The sequence below is a fragment of the Streptomyces sp. NPDC048192 genome (genome assembly GCF_043202415.1).
Lineage (GTDB): Bacteria > Actinomycetota > Actinomycetes > Streptomycetales > Streptomycetaceae > Streptomyces.
The window spans coordinates 205,962-226,078 of sequence record NZ_JBIDAL010000006.1 but is presented as its reverse complement, the minus strand read 5'-3'; the positions used below and the strand labels follow the sequence as shown (position 1 = coordinate 226,078).

General features: G+C 73.7%; 14 protein-coding genes. 11 read left to right on the top strand and 3 right to left on the bottom strand.

The window, feature by feature from the left end; genetic code table 11:
- Positions 1–11 precede the first annotated feature (11 nt).
- From ACGFZN_RS14395 to nudC, 4 genes are all read left to right on the top strand, one after another.
- Positions 12–3,545 (top strand): ATP-dependent helicase, encoded by a 3,534-nt coding sequence (locus tag ACGFZN_RS14395; protein ID WP_393858753.1) that lies wholly within the window; start codon positions 12–14, stop codon positions 3,543–3,545.
- A 244-nt stretch (positions 3,546–3,789) separates the two neighbouring features.
- Positions 3,790–7,494, top strand: coding sequence for a UvrD-helicase domain-containing protein (locus tag ACGFZN_RS14390; protein WP_393858752.1), 3,705 nt, complete (start codon positions 3,790–3,792; stop codon positions 7,492–7,494).
- A gap of 53 nt (positions 7,495–7,547) precedes the next feature.
- Complete coding sequence (locus ACGFZN_RS14385; RefSeq protein ID WP_393858751.1) at positions 7,548–8,951, top strand: dipeptidase; 1,404 nt, start codon at positions 7,548–7,550, stop codon at positions 8,949–8,951.
- Between the two features lie 142 nt (positions 8,952–9,093).
- The gene (gene nudC / locus ACGFZN_RS14380) at positions 9,094–10,038 is read left to right on the top strand and encodes an NAD(+) diphosphatase (protein ID WP_393858750.1); all 945 of its coding nucleotides are present in this window, start codon (positions 9,094–9,096) and stop codon (positions 10,036–10,038) included.
- A gap of 107 nt (positions 10,039–10,145) precedes the next feature.
- On the opposite strand, the gene ACGFZN_RS14375 is transcribed toward nudC, so the two are convergent.
- Positions 10,146–10,388: a mycoredoxin gene (locus ACGFZN_RS14375; protein ID WP_330337918.1), complete on the bottom strand. Its 243-nt coding sequence runs from the start codon at positions 10,386–10,388 to the stop codon at positions 10,146–10,148.
- Positions 10,389–10,571: 183 nt separating this feature from the next.
- On the opposite strand from ACGFZN_RS14375, the gene ACGFZN_RS14370 reads away from it, so the two are divergent.
- The 5 genes from ACGFZN_RS14370 to ACGFZN_RS14350 all read left to right on the top strand — a co-directional run bounded on the left by ACGFZN_RS14370 (position 10,572) and on the right by ACGFZN_RS14350 (position 14,519).
- The gene (locus ACGFZN_RS14370) at positions 10,572–12,824 is read left to right on the top strand and encodes an ATP-dependent DNA helicase UvrD2 (RefSeq protein WP_393858986.1); all 2,253 of its coding nucleotides are present in this window, start codon (positions 10,572–10,574) and stop codon (positions 12,822–12,824) included.
- A gap of 164 nt (positions 12,825–12,988) precedes the next feature.
- Positions 12,989–13,309 (top strand): hypothetical protein, encoded by a 321-nt coding sequence (locus ACGFZN_RS14365; protein WP_361977146.1) that lies wholly within the window; start codon positions 12,989–12,991, stop codon positions 13,307–13,309.
- A 172-nt stretch (positions 13,310–13,481) separates the two neighbouring features.
- Positions 13,482–13,850, top strand: a complete 369-nt coding sequence (locus tag ACGFZN_RS14360; protein WP_023546912.1) for a WhiB family transcriptional regulator — start codon at positions 13,482–13,484, stop codon at positions 13,848–13,850.
- The gene (locus ACGFZN_RS14355) at positions 13,847–14,170 is read left to right on the top strand and encodes a hypothetical protein (RefSeq protein WP_393858749.1); all 324 of its coding nucleotides are present in this window, start codon (positions 13,847–13,849) and stop codon (positions 14,168–14,170) included. Before ACGFZN_RS14360 ends, ACGFZN_RS14355 begins: the two co-directional genes overlap by 4 nt.
- Positions 14,171–14,306: 136 nt before the next feature.
- A complete protein-coding gene (locus ACGFZN_RS14350; protein ID WP_393858748.1) occupies positions 14,307–14,519 on the top strand; it encodes a hypothetical protein in 213 nt (70 codons plus the stop codon).
- A gap of 66 nt (positions 14,520–14,585) precedes the next feature.
- Here the strand turns inward: ACGFZN_RS14350 and ACGFZN_RS14345 are convergent, their stop codons facing one another.
- Complete coding sequence (locus ACGFZN_RS14345; RefSeq protein WP_393858747.1) at positions 14,586–16,106, bottom strand: ABC1 kinase family protein; 1,521 nt, start codon at positions 16,104–16,106, stop codon at positions 14,586–14,588.
- A complete protein-coding gene (locus ACGFZN_RS14340; RefSeq protein WP_393858746.1) occupies positions 16,099–17,310 on the bottom strand; it encodes a TOMM precursor leader peptide-binding protein in 1,212 nt (403 codons plus the stop codon). Before ACGFZN_RS14340 ends, ACGFZN_RS14345 begins: the two co-directional genes overlap by 8 nt.
- Positions 17,311–17,644: 334 nt before the next feature.
- Between ACGFZN_RS14340 and ACGFZN_RS14335 the strand changes: the two genes are divergently transcribed.
- Entirely contained in the window at positions 17,645–18,241 is a 597-nt protein-coding gene (locus ACGFZN_RS14335; RefSeq protein WP_393858745.1) for a M48 family metallopeptidase, read from the top strand.
- 129 nt (positions 18,242–18,370) lie between these two features.
- Positions 18,371–20,107: a TerD family protein gene (locus ACGFZN_RS14330; protein WP_393858744.1), complete on the top strand. Its 1,737-nt coding sequence runs from the start codon at positions 18,371–18,373 to the stop codon at positions 20,105–20,107.
- Positions 20,108–20,117 lie beyond the last annotated feature (10 nt).

Sequence of the window (20,117 nt, the reverse complement as noted above, 5' to 3'; positions counted from 1 at the left end):
CGGCCGATCACGTGAGCTCCTCCTCCACCGCCAGGCGACTGCCGCACCCCCCGGCGCGGCAGGGGAGCCGTGGCGCGTACCGGCTGGTCCGGACCCCGCCGGCCACGGCGGCTCCCCCTCGTCTGGACGCGGCACAGCGCGCCGTGGTTGACCACCGCAGCGGCCCCCTCCTCGTCCTCGCCGGACCCGGCACCGGCAAGACGACCACCCTCGTCGAATCCGTCGCCGCGCGGATCGCCCGCGGCGCCGACCCCGAGCGCATCCTGGTGCTGACCTTCAGCCGCAAGGCCGCCGTCGAGCTGCGCGACCGCATGGCCCTGCGCATCGGCGCCGCCCGCGCCCCCCGGGCGACCACCTTCCACTCGTACTCCTACGCGCTGGTCCGCGCCCACCAGGACAGCGGCCTGTTCGCCGAGCCGCTCCGGCTGCTGTCCGGCCCCGAGCAGGACGTCACCGTCCGCGAGCTGCTCGCCGGGCAGCCCGACCTGCAGCGGCTCGGGCTGGCGCATGTGCGCTGGCCCGACGAGCTGCGCGCCTGCCTGACCACGCGCGGATTCGCCGACGAGGTCCGCGCGGTCCTCGCGCGCAGCCGGGAGCTGGGCCTGGGCCCCGAGGCGCTCGACGCCTTCGCCCGTCGCATCGGCCGCCCCGACTGGCGCGCCGCCGCCGCGTTCCTCGCCGAGTACCTCGACGTGCTCGACATGCAGGGTGTCATCGACTATGCGGAACTGGTCCACCGCGCGGTCCTGCTCGCCCGCCGCCCCGAGAACGCCGTACGGCTCGCCGCCCAGTACGACGCCGTGTACGTCGACGAGTACCAGGACACCGACCCCGCCCAGGTCCGGCTCCTGCACGCACTGGCAGGCGACGGCCGTACCCTGCTCGCCTTCGGCGACCCCGACCAGTCGATCTACGCCTTCCGGGGCGCCGACGTGAACGGCATCCTCGACTTCCCGGCGGCCTTCCCGCGCGCGGACGGCCGGCCCGCCCCCGTCGAAGTGCTGCGCACCTGCCGCCGCTCCGGCGCCGCCCTGCTGGCCGCCACCCGCCTGATCACCCAGCGCATGCCCCTGCCCCGGCTGCCCGCCGACAAGGTCCGCGCCCACCGCGAGCCGGCCGCCGTACGGGACGGGGGCCGCGTCGAGGTCTACACGTACCCGACGGCCGGTACGGAGCTGGACAACATCGCGGACATCCTGCGCCGCGCCCACCTGGAGGACGGCGTCGCCTGGAGCGACATGGCCGTCCTGGTCCGGGCCGGCTCCCGCAGCCTGCCCACCCTGCGCCGCGCCCTCACCGCGGCCGGCGTCCCGCTGGACATCGACGGCGACGACCTGCCCCTGCGCCACGAGCCGGCAGTGGCCCCCCTGCTGACGGCCCTGCGCGCGGTGGCCACGGCCGAGGCGCGGCGCCACGAGGAGCACACAGCCGCGGCCGGCGCCGAGAGCGACCGCGCGGCGGAGGAAGCCGAGGATGCCGAAGAGACGGCCTCGGAAGCGGAACGGGAGACCTCGGAAGCGGGGCGGGAGGCCTCGGAAGCGGGGTCGGAGGCAGCCGCCTCCGAAGAGGCCATCGCCGCGGGCAACGCCTCCGGGATGACCGCGCCCGAGATCCCCGCCGCCGAAGACGGCGCCGAGCCGGAGGACACCGCCGAGCCGGCCCCGGACCCCTGCTGGCTCGACACCGAGACCGCGCTCACTCTGCTCGCCTCCCCGCTGGCCGGCATGGACCCGGCCGACCTGCGCCGCCTGGGGCGCGCTCTGCGCGAGGAGGAACGGGCGGCCGGGAACCCGCTGCCGCCCCCGTCCGACGTCCTGCTCGCCCGGGCACTCGCCGAACCCGAACGCCTCGCCGTGCACGACCCGGCGTACGCGCGCGGGGCGCAGCGCCTCGGCGCGCTGCTCCGCAAGGCCCGCGAACGCCTCGCGGGCGGCGGTACGGCCGAAGAGGCGCTGTGGGAACTGTGGGAGGGCACGCCGTGGCCCGCCCGTCTGGAGCGGGCCGTCCGGCGCGGCGGCGCGGCCGGCCGCAACGCCGACCGGGACCTGGACGCGGTGTGCGCGCTGTTCGCCACCGCCGCCCGCGCGGAGGAGCGCACCGGAGGCCGCGGCGCGCTGAACTTCCTGGAGGAGATCGAGGCCGAGGACATCGCCGCCGACACGCTCACGCACCGCGCGGTACGCCCCGACGCCGTGCGCCTGATGACCGCGCACCGCTCCAAGGGCCTCGAGTGGCGGCTCGTCGTCGTCGCCGGCGTCCAGGAGGGGCTGTGGCCCGACCTGCGCCGCCGCGGCTCCCTCCTGGAGGCCGACCGCATCGGCCGGGACGGACTGGCCGAACCGCTCCCGCCGGGCGCACTGCTCGCCGAGGAGCGCCGGCTGTTCTACGTGGCCGCCACGCGCGCGCGCGAACGCCTTGTCGTGACCGCCGTGAAGGCGCCGGCCGACGACGGCGACCAGCCGTCCCGCTTCCTCACCGAGCTCGGCGTCGAGCCGAAGGACGTCACCGGCCGCCCCCGCCGCCCGCTGTCGGTGGCCGCGCTCGTCGCCGAGCTGCGCGCCACCACCGTCGACCCGCGCGCGTCCGCGGCCCTGCGCGAGGCCGCCGCCCACCGCCTGGCCCGGCTCGCCGCCCTCACCGACGAGGACGGCCGCCCGCTGGTGCCGTCCGCGCACCCTTACCGCTGGTGGGGCATGTACGACCCGACCGAGAGCAAGGTGCCGCTGCGCCACCGCGACCAGCCGGTCGTGCTCTCGGGCAGCGCCTTGGACCAGCTCGCCAACACCTGCGCGCTGCAATGGTTCCTCGGCCGCGAGGTGAAGGCCGACGCCCCGGCCACCACCGCGCAGGGCTTCGGCAACGTCGTCCACGTCCTCGCCGACGAGGTCGCCTCCGGCCGCAGCCCGGCCGACCTCGACGTCCTCATGGAACGCCTGGACTCGGTGTGGAACGCGCTCGCCTTCGACGCGCCCTGGAAGTCCCGGCAGGAGAAGGACAACGCGCGCGCCGCGCTCGAACGCTTCCTGAACTGGCATGTGCTGGACCGCACCGGGCGCACCCCGGTGGCGAGCGAGCAGGACTTCGACATCACCCTCGAAGCGGGCGACTACCAGGTCCGCATCCGCGGCCAGATGGACCGCGTGGAGACGGACGGCGAGGGCCGCGCCTACGTGGTGGACTTCAAGACCGGCAAACAGGCCCCCAGCGCCGCCGAGGTCGCCCGCCACCCCCAGCTCGCCGTCTACCAGCTCGCCGTCCGCGAAGGCGCCGTCGACGAGGCCTTCGACGGCGTGCGGCCCGAACCCGGCGGCGCCGAACTGGTCCACCTCAGACAGGGCGCCGCGCAGCGCGACGGCGGCGAGCGCCTGCCCAAGGCGCAGACCCAGGAGCCGCTGTCGGGGGAGTGGGTCGGTGAACTGCTGGCCACCGCCGCCGGCAAGGTCCTCGACGAGCGGTTCACGCCGACCACCGGCCAGCACTGCACGCACTGCGCGTTCCGCGCCTCGTGCAGTGCCCGGCCGGAGGGGCGGCACGTGGTCGAGTGAGGACGCGCGGTGCCGTACCGCTTCAGGGCCCTCGTCATAGGGGGCACGTACCGCGCGTACCGCACCCGGCCTTCCGTTCCCTGTGACGTCCGGCACCAGAGCCTCCGGCACCTGAGCGACGTCCCGCCCCTCGGCGTCCGTATCCGGGTGACGTACCGCACCACACGCCCTGACCTGCGCTTCTGTCTCTCCGCCGGGCCGATGCGTCCTCGACTGTCAGTGGCCGCCGCTAGCCTCTTTCGACATGCCCGCCCGTATCACCGACCCCGAGCAGCTCAAAGAGCTCCTCGGCATCCCGTTCACCCCGGAGCAGACGGCCTGCATCACCGCGCCGCCCGCCCCGCAGGTGATCGTGGCCGGAGCCGGTTCGGGCAAGACCACCGTGATGGCCGCGCGCGTCGTCTGGCTGGTCGGCACCGGCCAGGTCGCCCCCGAACAGGTCCTCGGCCTGACCTTCACCAACAAGGCGGCCGGTGAGCTGGCCGAACGCGTCCGCAAGGCGCTGATCAAGGCCGGCGTCACCGATCCGGACGCCCTGCCGTCACCCGACCGCCACCGGGCGGCGGCGCCCGGCGCCGACTCCTTCCTGCCGGACCCGGACAACCCGCCGGGCGAGCCGCTGATCTCCACGTACCACGCCTTCGCCGGCCGCCTCCTCACCGACCACGGCCTGCGTCTCGGCCTGGAGCCCACCTCCCGGCTCCTCGCCGACGCCACCCGCTACCAGCTCGCCGCGCGCGTCCTCCGCGAGGCCCCCGGCCCCTACCCCGCACTGACGCGCTCCTTCGCCGATCTGGTGAGCGACCTGCTCACCCTCGACTCGGAACTCGCCGAACACCTCGTCGAGCCCGAGGAACTGCGCGCCTGGGACGCGGATCTGCTGCACACCCTCCAGGGCGCCAAGCTGACCAACGCCGACCTGCGCAAGGTCCCCGAGACGGCCGCCGCCCGCCGCGAACTGGCGGACCTCGTCCGCCGCTACCGGACCGCCAAACGCGAGCGCGACCTGCTCGACTTCGGCGACCAGATCGCCCTGTCCGCCCGCCTCGCCCGCGTCCCCGAGGTCGGCCGGCTGCTGCGCGAGGAGTTCCGCGTGGTCCTCCTGGACGAGTACCAGGACACCTCGGTGGCCCAGCGCGTCCTGCTGGCGGGCCTGTTCGGCGGCGGCACCGGCCATGCGGTGACCGCGGTCGGCGACCCCTGCCAGGCCATCTACGGCTGGCGCGGCGCCTCCGTCGCCAACCTGGACGACTTCCCCGCCCACTTTCCGCACGCCGACGGCCGCCCCGCCACCCGGCAGGCGCTCAGCGAGAACCGCCGCAGCGGCGGCCGCCTCCTGGACCTCGCCAACCGTCTCGCCGAGCCGCTGCGCGCCATGCACGCGGGCGTGGAGGCCCTGCGCCCCGCCCCGGGCGCCGAATACGACGGCATGGTCCGCTGCGCCCTGCTGCGCACCCACGCCGAGGAACTCGACTGGCTCGCCGACTCCATCGCCCACCTCGTGCGCACGGGCACGCCTCCCGGCGAGATCGCCGTGCTGTGCCGTACGGCCACCGACTTCGCCGAGATCCAGGGCGCCCTCGTGGCCCGGGACGTCCCCGTCGAGGTGGTCGGCCTGTCCGGACTGCTGCACCTGCCCGAGGTCGCCGACCTCGTCGCGGTCTGCGAGGTCCTGCAGGACCCGGGCGCCAACGCCTCCCTGGTACGTCTGCTGACCGGCCCACGCTGGCGCATCGGCCCCCGCGACCTCGCCCTGCTGGGCCGCCGCGCCCGCCTGCTGGTCGCCCACGCGCGCGTGGACGGCGCCGACGACCCGGACCGCCGGCTCGCCGCCGCCGTCGAAGGCGTCGATCCGGCCGAGGTGATATCGCTCGCGGACGCCCTCGACACCTTCCTCGAAGCGCCCATGGACGCCGAGGCGGACGACGACGGGCTGCCGTTCTCACCGGACGCGCGCGTGCGCTTCGCCCGCCTGGCGGCCGAGCTGCGCGACCTGCGCCGCTCGCTGTCCGACCCGCTGATGGACGTGCTGCACCGCGTCCTCGCCGTCACCGGCCTGGAGGTCGAGCTGTCGGCGTCCCCGCACGCTCTCGCCGCCCGCCGCCGCGAAACACTGTCCAACTTCCTCGACGTCGCCGCCTCCTTCGCGGCGAGCGACGCGGAGGCCACCCTGCTCGCCTTCCTCGGATTCCTGCGCACCGCCGCGCAGTACGAGAAGGGCCTCGACAACGCACTGCCGGGCGGCGAGAACACCGTCAAGGTGCTCACCGCCCACAAGTCCAAGGGCCTGGAGTGGGACGTCGTGGCGGTTCCCGGGCTGGTCAAGGGCACGTTCCCCAGCGCGCAGGGCCGTGAGAAGTGGACGGCGCAGGCCAAGGTGGTGCCGCACGCCCTGCGCGGCGACGGTGACACCCTGCCCGACGTCGACAGCTGGGACGCGCGCGGCATGAAGGCCTTCCACGAGGCCATGAAGGACCACCAGCACACCGAGGAACTCCGCCTCGGCTACGTCACCTTCACCCGGCCCCGCTCCCTGCTGCTCGGCTCCGGCCACTGGTGGGGGCCCAGCCAGAAGAAGCCGCGCGGCCCTTCCGACTTCCTCCGGGCCCTGCACGACCACTGCGTCGCCGGGCACGGCGAGATCGAGGCGTGGGCTGAGGAGCCCGCCGAGGACGAGGAGAACCCCGCGCTGCACAGGGCCGGCGCCGACCAGGTGTGGCCGCTGCCGCTGGACGCCGGCGCGCTGGCCCGTCGCCGCGCGGCCGCCGAGACCGTCCTCGCCCACCTGGACGCCCTCGCCGCCGGAAGCGGCCACCCGCCGTCCACCCACGAGACCGCCGCCCCCGACGACCCGGAGTGGCCCCCGCCCCCGGACGACGACCCCTACGACGACCTGTACGCGGACAGTGACGGTCCGTACGGGGAAGGTGACTTTCCGTACGGTGAGGACCCGTACGGCGAGGATCCGTACTCCGACGCCGCTTTCCCGTACGACGACGTGCCGTACGAAGAGGGCGGCGCGGACGCGCCGTACGGCGAGACCGCCGGCGCCGCGGCCTCCGCCGCCTTGGCCGACGAGGAACCGCCGTACGCCGCCCCCGCCCCTGCGCCGCACGGCCCGGCCGAGCGGGGCGACCGGAGAGCCGACCGGCCCACCGTCCCGCACCAGGCGCCCGCCCCGGGGCACGGCGAGCGCCTCGCCGAGTCCCGAAGCTCGCACAGCCTCACCCCTGAGGAGGCCCGTACCGTCGCCTCCTGGGACCGTGATCTGGACGCGCTGACCGGAGAGCTGCTGCGCGCCCGGCAGGCCGTCACCGAGGTTCCGTTGCCCGCCACGCTCACCGCGTCCCAGCTGCTGCGCCTGGCCGAGGACCCCGACGGGCTCGCACAGGAACTCGCGCGCCCCATGCCGCGACCCCCGCAACCGGCCGCGCGCCGGGGCACCCGTTTCCACGCCTGGGTCGAATCCCGCTTCGAGGAACTGACCCTTCCCCTGCTGGAGCCGGACGAGCTGCCCGGCAGCGACGCCGAGATCACCGACGAACGCGACCTGGAAGCGCTGAAGGAGGCGTTCGAACGCACCGAGTACGCCCGGCGCACCCCCTACCGGGTCGAGGCGCCCTTCCAGCTCACCCTCGCCGGCCGTGTCGTGCGCGGCCGCATCGACGCCGTCTACAAGCACGGCGAAGGCCACACGGCCACGTACGAGATCGTCGACTGGAAGACCGGTCGCACCCGCACCGCCGACCCGCTCCAGCTCGCCGTGTACCGGCTGGCCTGGGCCGAGCAGCAGGGCGTCCCGCCCGAGTCGGTCACGGCCGCCTTCCTGTACGTACGCACCGGCGAGGTGGTACGGCCGCGGGACCTGCCGGACCGGAGCAGGCTGGAACGGCTCCTCGGCGACGGAACCGGAGCGGAAGACTCCGAAACGGCGCACCGCGTGGTCTGAGTGTGACGAACCGCCCGCCGAGGATGTCGGTGCGGGCCGATAGGCTCGTGAGCATGAGCCAGACCCCGGACAGCGCCGTCCGCACGTACATCGAGCAGCACCGCGCCGCCTTCCTCGACGACCTCGCCGCATGGCTGCGCATCCCCTCCGTGTCGGCCCAGCCCGACCACGCCCCCGATGTACGGCGCAGCGCCGACTGGCTCGCCGCCAAGCTCGAGGAGACCGGCTTCCCCACCGCCGAGGTCTGGCAGACCCCCGGCGCCCCGGCCGTCTTCGCCGAGTGGCCCTCGGACGACCCGGAGGCGCCCACCGTCCTCGTCTACGGCCACCACGACGTGCAGCCCGCCGCCCGCGAGGACGGCTGGGACAGCGACCCCTTCGAACCGGTCGTCCGCGGAAACCGCCTCTACGCGCGCGGTGCGGCCGACGACAAGGGCCAGGTGTTCTTCCACACACTCGGCGTCCGCGCCCACCTCGCCGCCACCGGCCGCACGGCCCCCGCCGTCCACCTGAAGCTGCTGATCGAGGGCGAGGAGGAGTCCGGCTCCCCGCACTTCCGCGCCCTGGTCGAGGAGCACGCGGCACGGCTCGCCGCCGACGCCGTGGTCGTCTCCGACACCGGCATGTGGTCCGAGGACACCCCGACCGTCTGCACCGGCATGCGCGGCCTCGCCGAGTGCGAGATCCGGCTGTACGGCCCCGACCAGGACATCCACTCCGGCTCCTTCGGCGGCGCCGTACCCAACCCGGCCGCCGCGGCCGCCCGCCTGGTCGCCGCCCTGCACGACGAGCACGCGCGCGTGGCCGTCCCCGGCTTCTACGACGGCGTCGTCGAGCTGACCGACCGCGAGCGCGAGCTGCTCGCCGAACTGCCCTTCGACGAGGAGCGCTGGCTGGAGACCGCCAAGTCCCGGGCCACCCACGGCGAGGCCGGATACAGCACCCTCGAACGGATCTGGGCCCGCCCGACCGCCGAGGTCAACGGCATCGGCGGCGGCTACCAGGGCCCCGGCAGCAAGACGATCATCCCGTCCTCCGCCATGGTGAAGCTGTCCTTCCGGATGGTCGCCGGCCAGGACCCCGAGCACCTGGAGAAGGCCGTCCGCGCCTGGGCCGAGGAGCAGATGCCCGCCGGGATCCGGCACGAGATCCGCTTCGGCGCGGCCACCCGCCCCTGCCTGACCCCGCTCGACCACCCCGCGCTCCAGTCCGTGGCCCGCGCCATGGGCCGCGCCTTCGGAAAACCGGTCCGCTTCACCCGCGAAGGAGGCTCCGGACCCGCCGCCGACCTGCAGGAAGTCCTCGGCGCCCCGGTGCTCTTCCTGGGCATCTCCGTCCCCTCCGACGGCTGGCACGCCCCGAACGAGAAGGTGGAGCTGGACCTCCTCCTCAAGGGCGTCGAGACCAGCGCCTACCTCTGGGGCGACCTGGCCGAGCACTGGCGCACCGCGCCCTGACCGGCCGGCGCCGCACGGGAGGGCACCGTGCGCGGGGCACACTGGAAGGACCGTCCCGCCCGCCCGGCCCGGTGGCACGCCGCCCACGCCCCGCCGAACCGTCCGCCGAACGAACCGCCGCACTGGGGGATTGGAAGCATCCGTGACCACCTGGACCGACGACACAGCCGACCGACCCATCTCGCTGACCGCCCCGAGCGGCATCGACCGCGCCGCCCACCACCGGCTCGACGAGGCCTGGCTCGCAGCGGCGTGGAGCCACCCCACGACCCGCTGCTTCGTGGTCTCCGGCGGCCAGGTGCTCATCGACGAGACACCGGACGGCCGGACCGAACTCGTCATGACGCCGTCGTTCGAGGCGCCGCTCACCGAAGCGCACCGCTACTTCCTCGGCATCGACGAGGACGGCGTCAGCTACTTCGCGCTGCAGAAGGACTCGCTGCCCGGCCGCATCGACCAGTCCGCCCGCCCCGCCGGGCTGCGGGAGGCCGGCCTGCTGCTCTCGGCACGCGACATCGGGCTGATGGTGCACGCGGTCGGCCTGGAGAACTGGCAGCGCACCCACCGCTTCTGCTCCCGCTGCGGCGAACGCACGGTCATCGCCGCCGCCGGCCACATCCGCCGCTGCCCGGCCTGCGGCGCCGAGCACTACCCGCGCACCGACCCGGCCGTGATCATGGCCGTGACCGACGCGGACGACCGCATCCTGCTCGGCCGCCAGGTCCACTGGCCCGAGGGCCGCTTCTCCACGCTCGCCGGCTTCGTCGAACCCGGCGAGTCCATCGAGCAGGCCGTGCGCCGCGAGGTGTCCGAAGAGGTCGGCGTCACCGTGGGGGACGTGGAATACGTCGCCAGCCAGCCCTGGCCCTTCCCCTCCAGCCTGATGCTCGGCTTCATGGCCCGCGCCACCACCACCGAGATCGAGGTCGACGGCGACGAGATCCACGAGGCCCGCTGGTTCTCCCGCGAGGAACTGCACGACGCGTTCGAATCCGGCGAGGTGCTGCCGCCCTACGGCATCTCCATCGCGGCCCGCCTGATCGAGATGTGGTACGGCAAGCCGCTGCCGACGCGCAGCTTCGTGTGACCCGCGCCCCCGCCGCCCGCGGCAGGGCCCGGACACGACAGGGCGGCCCCTGACCAGGTCAGGGGCCGCCCCGCTCGGCTGCGCTCACCGCGGACACCCGCGGCGCGTCACGCCGCGAGCTTCTGCTTCACCTGGGCGAGCGACGGGTTCGTCAGCGTCGTGCCGTCCGCGAAGAGCACGGTCGGAACCGTCTGGTTTCCGCCGTTCGCCTTCTCCACGAAAGCGGCGGACTCGGGGTCCTGCTCGATGTTGATCTCGGTGTAGGCGATGCCCTCCCGGTCCAGCTGGCTCTTCAGCCGCCGGCAGTACCCGCACCAAGTCGTGCTGTACATCGTCACAGTGCCCTGCATGTCTCTCGCGCTCCTCAGGCAGCTCGGAAAGTCGTACGGGGGAAGAACGCACGCGAGCCGCCGGCCATTCCCACCCGGGGTATCCACGTCACCCGGCCGCCGCCTGCTCCCGAAGGGCCGTTCCCGTCCATCCCCGCATATCCACAGGCCCCTGTGACGCCTGCCGCATTGGTACGACTATCGATACCCGCCTGTGGACAACCGGCACGGCAGTCCCGGGCGACCTGGCAGCATGGCCATGTGACAGCAGCAACGCACTCCACCCTCTTCCCGCAGGCACCGGTCTCCGCCGACGCGGTGCTGGACGGGCTCGACCCCGAGCAGCGCGCGGTGGCCACCGCCCTGCACGGACCGGTGTGCGTCCTGGCCGGAGCGGGCACGGGCAAGACCCGGGCCATCACCCACCGCATCGCCTACGGCGTACGCGCCGGCATCCTCCAGCCCTCCAGCGTCCTCGCCGTCACCTTCACCAACCGCGCCGCCGGCGAGATGCGCGGCCGGCTCCGCCAGCTCGGCGCCCACGGCGTCCAGGCCCGCACCTTCCACTCCGCCGCCCTGCGCCAGCTCCAGTACTTCTGGCCGAAAGCCATCGGCGGCAGCATGCCCCGGCTCATCGACCGCAAGATCCAGCTCGTCGCCGACGCGGCAGCCCGCCTCGGCACCCGGCTCGACCGGGGCGAGCTGCGGGACGTCACCGCCGAGATCGAATGGTCCAAGGTCACCCAGACCATCCCCGCCGACTACCCGTACGCGGCCGCGAAGGCCGGCCGCGAGACCCCGCGCGACCCCGCCGAGATCGCCCACCTCTACGCGGCCTACGAAGACCTCAAGCGCGACCGCGCCGTGATCGACTTCGAGGACGTCCTGCTGCTGACCGTCGCCATCCTCCAGGACCGGCACGACATCGCCGACCAGGTCCGCGCCCAGTACCAGCACTTCGTCGTCGACGAGTACCAGGACGTCAGCCCCCTGCAGCAGCGGCTGCTGGAGCTGTGGCTCGGCGACCGCGACAACCTGTGCGTCGTCGGCGACGCCAGCCAGACCATCTACTCGTTCACCGGAGCAACGCCCGACCACCTGCTCGACTTCCGCGTCCGCCACCCCGGCGCCACCGTCGTCAAACTCGTCCGTGACTACCGCTCCACCCCCCAGGTCGTCCGCCTCGCCAACGGCCTGCTCGCCCAAGCCCGCGGACGCGCCGCCGACCACCGGCTGGAACTGATCTCCCAGCGCCCCCCGGGCCCCGAGCCCGTCTACACCGAGTACACCGACGAGCCCGCCGAGGCCGAAGGCGCCGCCCGCCGCATCCGCGAGCTGATCGACGCCGGCGTCCCGGCCGCCGAGATCGCCGTCCTGTTCCGTACGAACGCCCAGTCCGAGACCTACGAGCAGGCCCTCGCCGACGCCGGCGTCCCCTACCAGCTGCGCGGCGCCGAACGCTTCTTCGACCGGCCCGAGATCCGCAAGGCCGGCATCGCCCTGCGCGGCGCGGCCCGCTTCGGCGGCAACGACTCCCTGCTGAACGACACCGTGGACCTGCCCTCCCAGGTGCGTGCCGTCCTGTCCCAAGAGGGCTGGACCACCGAGCCCCCGGCAGGCTCCGGCGCGGCCAGAGAACGCTGGGAGTCCCTCGCCGCCCTGGTCAACCTCGCCCACGACCTCGCCGCCGCCAGAGCCGGCGCCACCCTCGCCGACTTCGTCGCCGAACTCGACGAGCGGGCCAACGCCCAGCACGCCCCCACCGTCCAGGGCGTCACCCTCGCCTCCCTGCACGCGGCCAAAGGCCTCGAATGGGACGCCGTCTTCCTCGTCGGCGTCGCCGAGGGCATGCTGCCCATCAGCTACGCCCGAACGGACGAACAGATCGAGGAGGAACGCCGGCTCCTGTACGTCGGCGTCACCCGGGCGCGGGAACGGCTGCACCTTTCCTGGGCGCTGTCCCGCTCACCCGGCGGCCGCCCCAACCGCAGACCGAGCCGCTTCCTCGACGGGCTGCGCCCCGGCACCACCGCCACCGTCGGCCACACCGGCGCCGCCGCCACCGGAGGCATCGAGCGCGGGACGGCCGGAAGCACCACCCCCGCCCCGCGGCGCGCCCAGCGCAGCCCCGCCCGCTGCCGGGTCTGCGGCCGCACCCTCACCGACGCCGGCGAGATGAAGCTGATGCGCTGCGAGGACTGCCCCTCGGACATGGACGAAGCGCTCTACGAACGGCTGCGGGAGTGGCGCGCGGTCCAGGCCGAGCGCACCGGACAGCCCGACTTCTGCGTGTTCACCGACCGCACCCTCATGGCCATCGCCGAGGCGCGACCGGAAAACTCCGCCGAACTCTCCCGCATCCCCGGCGTCCTCAGCCGCAAGCTGCGCAGCTACGGACCCGACGTTCTGGCCATCTGCGCAGGCCAAGAGACCGGCGACGGAGACGAGGACGACTGATGCGAACTCGTCGAAAAAATAGTTTGCGCGGGCCCCGGCAATCCCCATAGGTTCTAGGCACGGAAGCGGCGGCCTTCTCCAAGGCCCCGGTTCCGTGATGTACTTGCACATCCGAGCGGACTGGCTCACCCCAGTCCCCAAGACGCCGAGAGGAGGCGAGTCCAGTGATCAGCATCAACACCAGCACCATCAGCACGGCCAAACTGACCGATCGCTCGGCCGTCTCCCTGTGCATGCTCGGCGCCTCTCACCAGGGCACCGGTCTGTCCGGCATTCGTGCCGTCCGTCCGGCGTCCTCCCACGCTCTCGCGGGCCTTCCCGTCCGTGAGCGCAATGAGCGACCGACCAAGGCACTGGAAGCGGTAGCGGCACAGGCGCAGGCCTATGCCTTTGCGGCGGCCGGTGCCGGATTCCGGAAGCAGACGACGCAGCACCACCTGATGTGGGCCTTCCGTGGGCCAGAACCCTGGAGTGATCCAGCCTGATCCGATCAGGCCGGCGCCTTCAGGGCCGCGGAACCCCATCCGGGATCCGCGGCCCTTCTGTTTTCCCCGAACGGGGACGACGGAGCGAAGGGGCCTCGGGACAAGAAAAGAACCCGGTACCAAGCCGACACCCGGTCAACCGGCCGGAACGACCAGACGAGGAAGACACACCGTGCAACTCGAAGCGCACGCCCCGTCCGTACCGCCTTCGCAAACGATCCCCCCGCCCGGCCTCACGGAGGACTCCACCTTGACCCCCCTGACCGCGCTCACCGCGCTCGACGACGCCATCGAGAACCTCGGCGTACCCGTCCCCTGCCGCTCCTACGACCCGGAGGTCTTCTTCGCCGAGTCGCCCGCGGACGTCGAGTACGCCAAGTCCCTCTGCCGCACCTGCCCGCTGATCGAGGCCTGCCTCGCCGGCGCCAAGGAGCGGCGTGAGCCCTGGGGCGTCTGGGGTGGCGAGCTGTTCGTCCAGGGTGTCGTCGTCGCCCGGAAGCGGCCGCGTGGCCGCCCGCGCAAGAACCCGGTCACGGCATGAACACCACAGGAACGATCGACCGCCCCCTCACGCACGACCCCCAGAAGCAGGCCCCGATGAAGCCGTCCACCAACGAGCCCGCAGGCTCCGCGACCGAAGACGTCACCACCACCGGCGCGACCGAAGCGCGCCAGAACAGGAACCGAGAGATGCAACTCATGCAAGAAGCCCTGGCTCGTGCGCATATGCACAACCGACTCCATGACGCCTCGCGGGAACGCCGGGCCATGCGCCTGGCGGTCGCCCAGCGGATGCAGCGCCGGGCCGAGCGCGCCTCGCTGCGCGCCCGGCGCGCGCTCGCCATGGCCGTCATGCAGTAACGATCACGCCGACCGAAGCGGTGGCCTCCCGAGCCGGGAGGCGAAGTCTTCGTGGCGGGGGCCGGTCCGGCCGAACGGACCGGCCCCCGCGGTGCGTTGTGCGGCGATCGGCCACCGGCGGAGTTATGGTCGCCAGGTGACGAGTCTTCCCGGAGGAAGCGATCAGGGCGGCCCCGCCGCGGAGCGCCGCATCCACGTCTGCGCCCGCTGCGGCACCGCCGCCGACGGCCCCCCGCCGGCCACCTGGACCTGCTCCGTGGAGAACGGCGTCCGCGAGTACTTCTGCGACGCCTGCTCCCGGCAGAACCTGAGAGCGATCGAGGGCCGCCTGGACTCGGCCTGGTGGTGAACCGCCTCTCCCGGGGGCCCCTCCCCCCCGCCCCTCCCCCCCGCTCCGCACCCCCGCATCCGGGGATCACGCCTCCGCTGCGGACTCCTCCTCGGGCAGGTCGGCGTCCGTGTCGTCGGGACCGCCGGCGATCTCGGTGACGCCGCTCACGCCCGCAGCGCCCGCCGTGCTCTGAGTGACCGCAGTGCCTTCCGTGGCGTCCGTGCCTCCTGTGACCTCTGTGACACCGGTGTCCTCGGAGACGAAGCCCTGGTCCTCCGAGAGGAAGCCCGGCAGCCACTCCTCCAGCTCTTCGCGGAGCCGTACCGTGGCGCCGAGCTGGCACAGGACGCCGATCGTGCTCAGGGTCACCCGGTGGATCAGCAGGTAGGCAGGCGGCAGGTTGAGCCGCTTGCCCAGCTGGTACGCGGGGGAGCGCGGGTCGGCGATCCGGGCGGCCTGGTTGCGCATCCAGCCGCGGCTGAAGGTGAACGCCTCGACCCGCGCCGGTTCGATGATCGGCAGCAGGTAGTCGAGGACCGCGTCGGGGTCCAGCTCTATGGACTCCTTCACGAAGCCTTCCTCGCAGAGGAGTTCGTAGACCGTCTCGGCCTCGCCGTTCAGCGTCATGCGCAACGAGACGCCGATCGGCAGCGGCAGTCCGCCGGGCAGCCGGTCCACGGTGCCGAAGTCCAGGACGCCCAGGCGCCAGTCGTCCTCGCCGGCCGGGCCGCCGGGCAGCAGCCGGAAGTTGCCGGGGTGCGGGTCGGCGTGCAGCAGGCCGGTGCGGGCCGGGCCCGAGAACAGGAACCGGGCCAGGAGCTGCCCGGCGCGGTCCCGCTGCCCGGGGGTGCCGTCCGAGATGATCTCCGACAGCGGGATGCCGTCGATCCACTCGGTCACCAGGACCTGCTCGCACTGGTGCACGACCGCCGGGACCACCACGTCGGGGTCGTCCGCGAACTCCTCCGCGTGCGCGGTCTGGGCCTGGGCCTCCAGGGCGTAGTCCAGCTCCTCGGAGACCCGGTCCCTCAGCTCCGCGATGAGCGGCTTGATGTCCATGCCCGGAATCAGCGGCCCGAGCAGCCGGGCGAAACGGCTGAGTTGGCCGAGGTCGGAGAGGAGGGCCTCGCCGGCGCCCGGGTACTGCACCTTGACGGCCACCTCCCGGCCGTCGTGCCACACGGCCCGGTGCACCTGGCCGATCGAGGCCGCGGCGGCCGGCTTGTCCTCGAACTCCTCGAACAGATCGCGCCAGTCCTCACCCAGCCGCTCCGCCAGCACTCCGTGCACCGTGCGGGTCGGCATGGGCGGGGCCGCCTCCTGGAGCTTGGTCAGCGCCGCGCGGTAGGGACCGGCGATCTCTTCGGGCAGCGCGGACTCGAAGACGGACAGGGCCTGCCCGAACTTCATCGCACCGCCTTTCAGCTCGCCCAGCACCTTGAACAGCTGCTCCGCCGTGCGCTGTTGCAGTTCCCGGCCGACGATCTCCGCGGACTCGCCCACGATCCGCTTGCCCAGCCCCCAGGTGGCCCGGCCGGCGAAGCCGAGCGGGAGCGCGGCGAGCTTGGCGGTCCGGGTGACCGCCTTCCGGGGAAGATCAGACATGCGCCCTCCAAGTCACAGTCGGCCGCGCCGCGCCCGCTGTGCGTCGTTGCGTCGACGGCCGTCGCACCGCCATTGTCGCGCGTGCCGCGCCGTCGGTTGAGGAGTGCTCCTCCTCAGGTCTGTCCGCAGCGCCGCATCCGCATGCCGGATGCGGCCGCACCGGTCGGGTCCGCCAGTCCAGAGCGGGGGTGGAGACCTCCCAGCGGGTGCCGGTACCGGACGGCGCGTGCCCGTCGAGGAAGGCGAGGGCGTGTGCCGCGGCCAGTCCCGCGACCGCTGTGGCCAGCGTCACATCGCAGGCTCCGGCGCGGCGCGATCTGGCGCACCGCCACTGGGCGGTCAGCCGGGGCCAGGCCGGATCCCGGTCCGTGCGGTCGAGGTGCAGGCAGCCGGCGCAGCCGGATTCGCCGGGCAGGACGAGCGGCCCGACGACACCGGTGCCCTCGACGACGCCCGCGTACAGGTGGGGCGTGCCGGAGGCCATGAGCGGCTCGGCGTCGGCCGGGTCGGGGGCGTGCACGGCCACGTCGTCGCGGGGGGTGAGGATCACGAGGGCGTGTCCGGGGTCCGGGGCGCCGGATCCGGGGGAGTGGGCGCGGCGCGGTGGGCGGTCGGGCGCCGCGCGGCGCACGGCGGCCCGGGCCGCCGTCTCCCGGCGCTCGCCGACCGCATCGGCGGGCAGCCCGCCCGGCGCCACGTCCCACGGCTCCACGCGACCGGTGTCGCGCACGTCGACCTCGCCGACCCCGGCGGCCGACAGCACCGACGCCAGGAGCGCGCCGACCCGGCCCGCGCCCCGTACCTGCACGCGCAGGGCGCGGCGGGCGGCCAGCCGGGCGAGCGCGCCGCCCGGCTCGGCCGTGGTCAGGGACAGCGCGGCGAGGTCGGGGCGCAGCCGCCGCAGGACGTCCGTCCGCTGGCGCAGCGCGTCCGCGGCGGGCCCGCCGCCGCGCGCGTCGTCGATCAGGCCTGCCCGGGTCAGCCGCTCCAGCAGGGTGTCGACCCGGCCGGCGGGGAGGTCCATGCGGCGGGCTTCGTCGCGCAGCAGCGGCAGCCCGCGTGTGCCGTTGAACAGGTCCAGGAGGTCGTGCGTCGCCGAGTCCATCGGTCCCAGTGTCAGCGCGTGCCCGGGCGTCATCCCGAACTGGACGGTGTGGCGGTCACGCCAGCCGCGCCGCAGCGCGGGCTTCACCACCGGATGCATGACGGTCCCCCGTATCCGTTGAAAGCATCCCGGAGCATCTGGAACGTCCGGAACCTCGCTTCACCGGCGGAACCGGTCATGTTCCGCCGACGCCTGCCAGCATGCCCTGTCCGGGCGCCGGGTGCCGAGAGTTATCCACAGGCTGGGGGTATTGGTCGTACAAGCCGACGGCGTGAACGCGGCGGTGTGAGCCCGGTGAGCGGGCCCGGTAAAACGGATAAACCGGATGTGTGATCAGTCGCGGAATCACAGGAATCAAACGCATGGTGGGGGATCGGCATCGAACCGTTCCGGAGCCGGGACTTCGGCCGTGCCCAGCGGGTAACGTCGGGGCGTGCCCGCCGACCCTCTGCACCGCGCCGGAATGCCACAGCGCAGCACGACGAGCCAGCCGCCCGGCGGCTCGGGGGCGAGCGCGATCGAGGTCCGCAGGAGTTCCCGGCGCCGCCGGACGGTCTCCGCGTACCGCGAGGGCGATCGCACCGTCGTACTGATCCCCGCCAGGATGTCGAAGGCGGAGGAGCAGCGCTGGATCACCGTCATGCTCGACAAACTCGCCGCCCAGGAGAGCAGGCGGCTGCTCGGCGACGCCGAACTGGCCCGGCGGGCCGAGCGGCTGTCGGCGCAGTACTTCGACGGCCGGGCCCGGCCCGCCTCCGTGCGCTGGGTCACCAACCAGAACACGCGCTGGGGTTCGTGCACCCCGGCCGAGGGCAGCATCCGGCTCTCGCACCGGCTGCAGGGGATGCCCGAGTACGTCGTCGACTACGTCCTCTGCCATGAGCTGGCCCATCTGCTGGTCCCCGGTCACGGGCCGGACTTCTGGCGGCTGCTGGAGGCGTACCCGCGCACCGAGCGGGCCCGCGGCTACCTGGAAGGGGTCGTCGCGGCGGACCGGCTGCCGCATGTCCCCGGGGCGCGCCGGCGGTGAGCCGCCGTCCCTGAGTCCGTCTCCGGGCGCGGTTGTGTACCGGGTCTGTACCGGTTGCGTCCGATCCCGCACCGAGCCGTTAGCCTGACGCGACGCACTCACATTCGGGATGGGGGACGGTCGTTACGCATGGCCAGGGAATTCCAGCGCGGCCACAAGGCCAGGATCAGTGACCTCACGGCGGGCACCGATCTGTACGTAGGCGTGCAGATCTCCGCCCCCGGGCTGACCTTCGACATCAGCTGCTTCGGTCTGGACGCCGACGAGCGCCTCTCGGACGACCGGTACTTCGTCTTCTTCAACCAGCCGAAGTCCCCGGAGGAGTCCATCCAGCTGCTCGGCGCCCAGGCGGGCGACACCGAGTCGTTCCGGGTCACGTTGGACCGGATCCCGCCCCACATCCACAAGCTGTCCTTCACGGCGACCATCGACGGCGCCGGGCAGATGTCGCAGGTCGCCCCCGGCTATCTGCGCATCGTGGCGGGCGGTGAGGAGGTCGCGCGCTACTCGTTCAGCGGCGCCGAGTTCTCCACCGAGCGGGCCGTGATGCTCGGCGACATCTACCTGAAGGACGTGTGGCGGTTCGCGGCCGTCGGACAGGGCTTCGACGGCGGACTGGAGGCGCTGCTGAAGAACTTCGGCGGCGAGGTGCTGGAGGAGGCGCCCGCCGCCCCGCAGCAGCCGCAGCCCGGCGCCGCCCCCGGCTTCGCCCCGCCCGCCCAGGCCACGACCCCGCCCCCGTTCGCCGCACCGGCCGCCCCCGTCCCTGCCCCGGCGGCCCCCGCCCCCGCGGCCGGCGTGCCCGCGCCGCAGCCCGCCGCGCAGGGCTTCGCCCCGCCGCCCGGAACCGCGCCCCCGCAGGGCTTCACGCCGCCCGGCCACACCCCGCCGCCGGCGTCCGCGCCGGACGTGCACGCCGCGCCGACGGTCATCGCCCCCCTGACCCCGCCCGCCGGCGGCCCGGTCCCCCCGCCCGCCCCGGCCCCCGCGCCGTACGGCGGGCCCGGCCCGCAGCAGCCGTACGGCCACCCGCCCCAGCAGCAGCCGTACGGCGGCCCGCCGACCGCGCCGATGCCGCCCGGCTACGGCCCGCAGCCGCCCTCGCCCGGCGGACAGCCGGCCGCGCCCATGCCCCCCGGATACGGGCAGGTCCCCGGCCAGTCGCCCGGCGCCTACGCGGTGCCGCAGGGCGCGCCGCAGGCCGGCGCCGGTGTCACGGCCGCGCTGCAGATGTACAAGGAGACGCCGACCGGGCAGCGCTGGACGCAGCAGAACAAGAAGCTCATGCGCGTCGACCTCGGCGTCGGCGGGCAGCCGGTGCTGGCCAGGCAGGGCAGCATGGTGCTCTACCAGGGCAAGGTCGACTTCGGCTACAAGGGCGCGGGCTTCGCCGGGCGGATCGTCGGCAACGCCACCGGCCAGGAGATGCAGCTGATGCGCTGCACCGGCAACGGACAGGTGTTCCTCGCCGAGAACTCCACGCATCTGCACCCCGTGGAACTGCAGGGCGACGCGATCTGCGTGTCCGCGGAGAACGTCCTCGCCTTCGACGAGAGCCTCCAGTACGAGGTCCGCCGCATCGAGGGGCACGGCATCCCCGGCGGCGCGCTGTTCACCATGCAGTTCCAGGGCACCGGCACGATCGTCGTCAAGACGCACGGCACCCCCGTGGTGCTGCCGGTCACCCCGACCACCTTCGCCGACTGCAACGCCGTCGTGGCCTGGTCGGCCGCCTCCCAGGTGATCGTCTCCAGCCAGGTCCGCATGCGCCGCAACGCCTACCCGGGCGACACCGGCGAGAGCGTCAACCTGCAGTTCCGGGGCGCGCCCGGCAACTTCATCGTCGTCCAGCCCTACGAGGTCTGAGGGAGCCCGT

Excerpts from the sequence above, each read along its gene's own strand:
- ACGFZN_RS14390 (WP_393858752.1), top strand. The coding sequence starts at position 3,790 with ATGCCCGCCCGTATCACCGACCCCGAGCAGCTCAAAGAGCTCCTCGGC.
- ACGFZN_RS14385 (WP_393858751.1), top strand. The coding sequence starts at position 7,548 with ATGAGCCAGACCCCGGACAGCGCCGTCCGCACGTACATCGAGCAGCAC.
- ACGFZN_RS14375 (WP_330337918.1), bottom strand. The coding sequence starts at position 10,388 with ATGCAGGGCACTGTGACGATGTACAGCACGACTTGGTGCGGGTACTGC.
- ACGFZN_RS14355 (WP_393858749.1), top strand. The coding sequence starts at position 13,847 with ATGAACACCACAGGAACGATCGACCGCCCCCTCACGCACGACCCCCAG.
- ACGFZN_RS14345 (WP_393858747.1), bottom strand. The coding sequence starts at position 16,106 with ATGTCTGATCTTCCCCGGAAGGCGGTCACCCGGACCGCCAAGCTCGCC.
- ACGFZN_RS14340 (WP_393858746.1), bottom strand. The coding sequence starts at position 17,310 with ATGCATCCGGTGGTGAAGCCCGCGCTGCGGCGCGGCTGGCGTGACCGC.
- ACGFZN_RS14330 (WP_393858744.1), top strand. The coding sequence starts at position 18,371 with ATGGCCAGGGAATTCCAGCGCGGCCACAAGGCCAGGATCAGTGACCTC.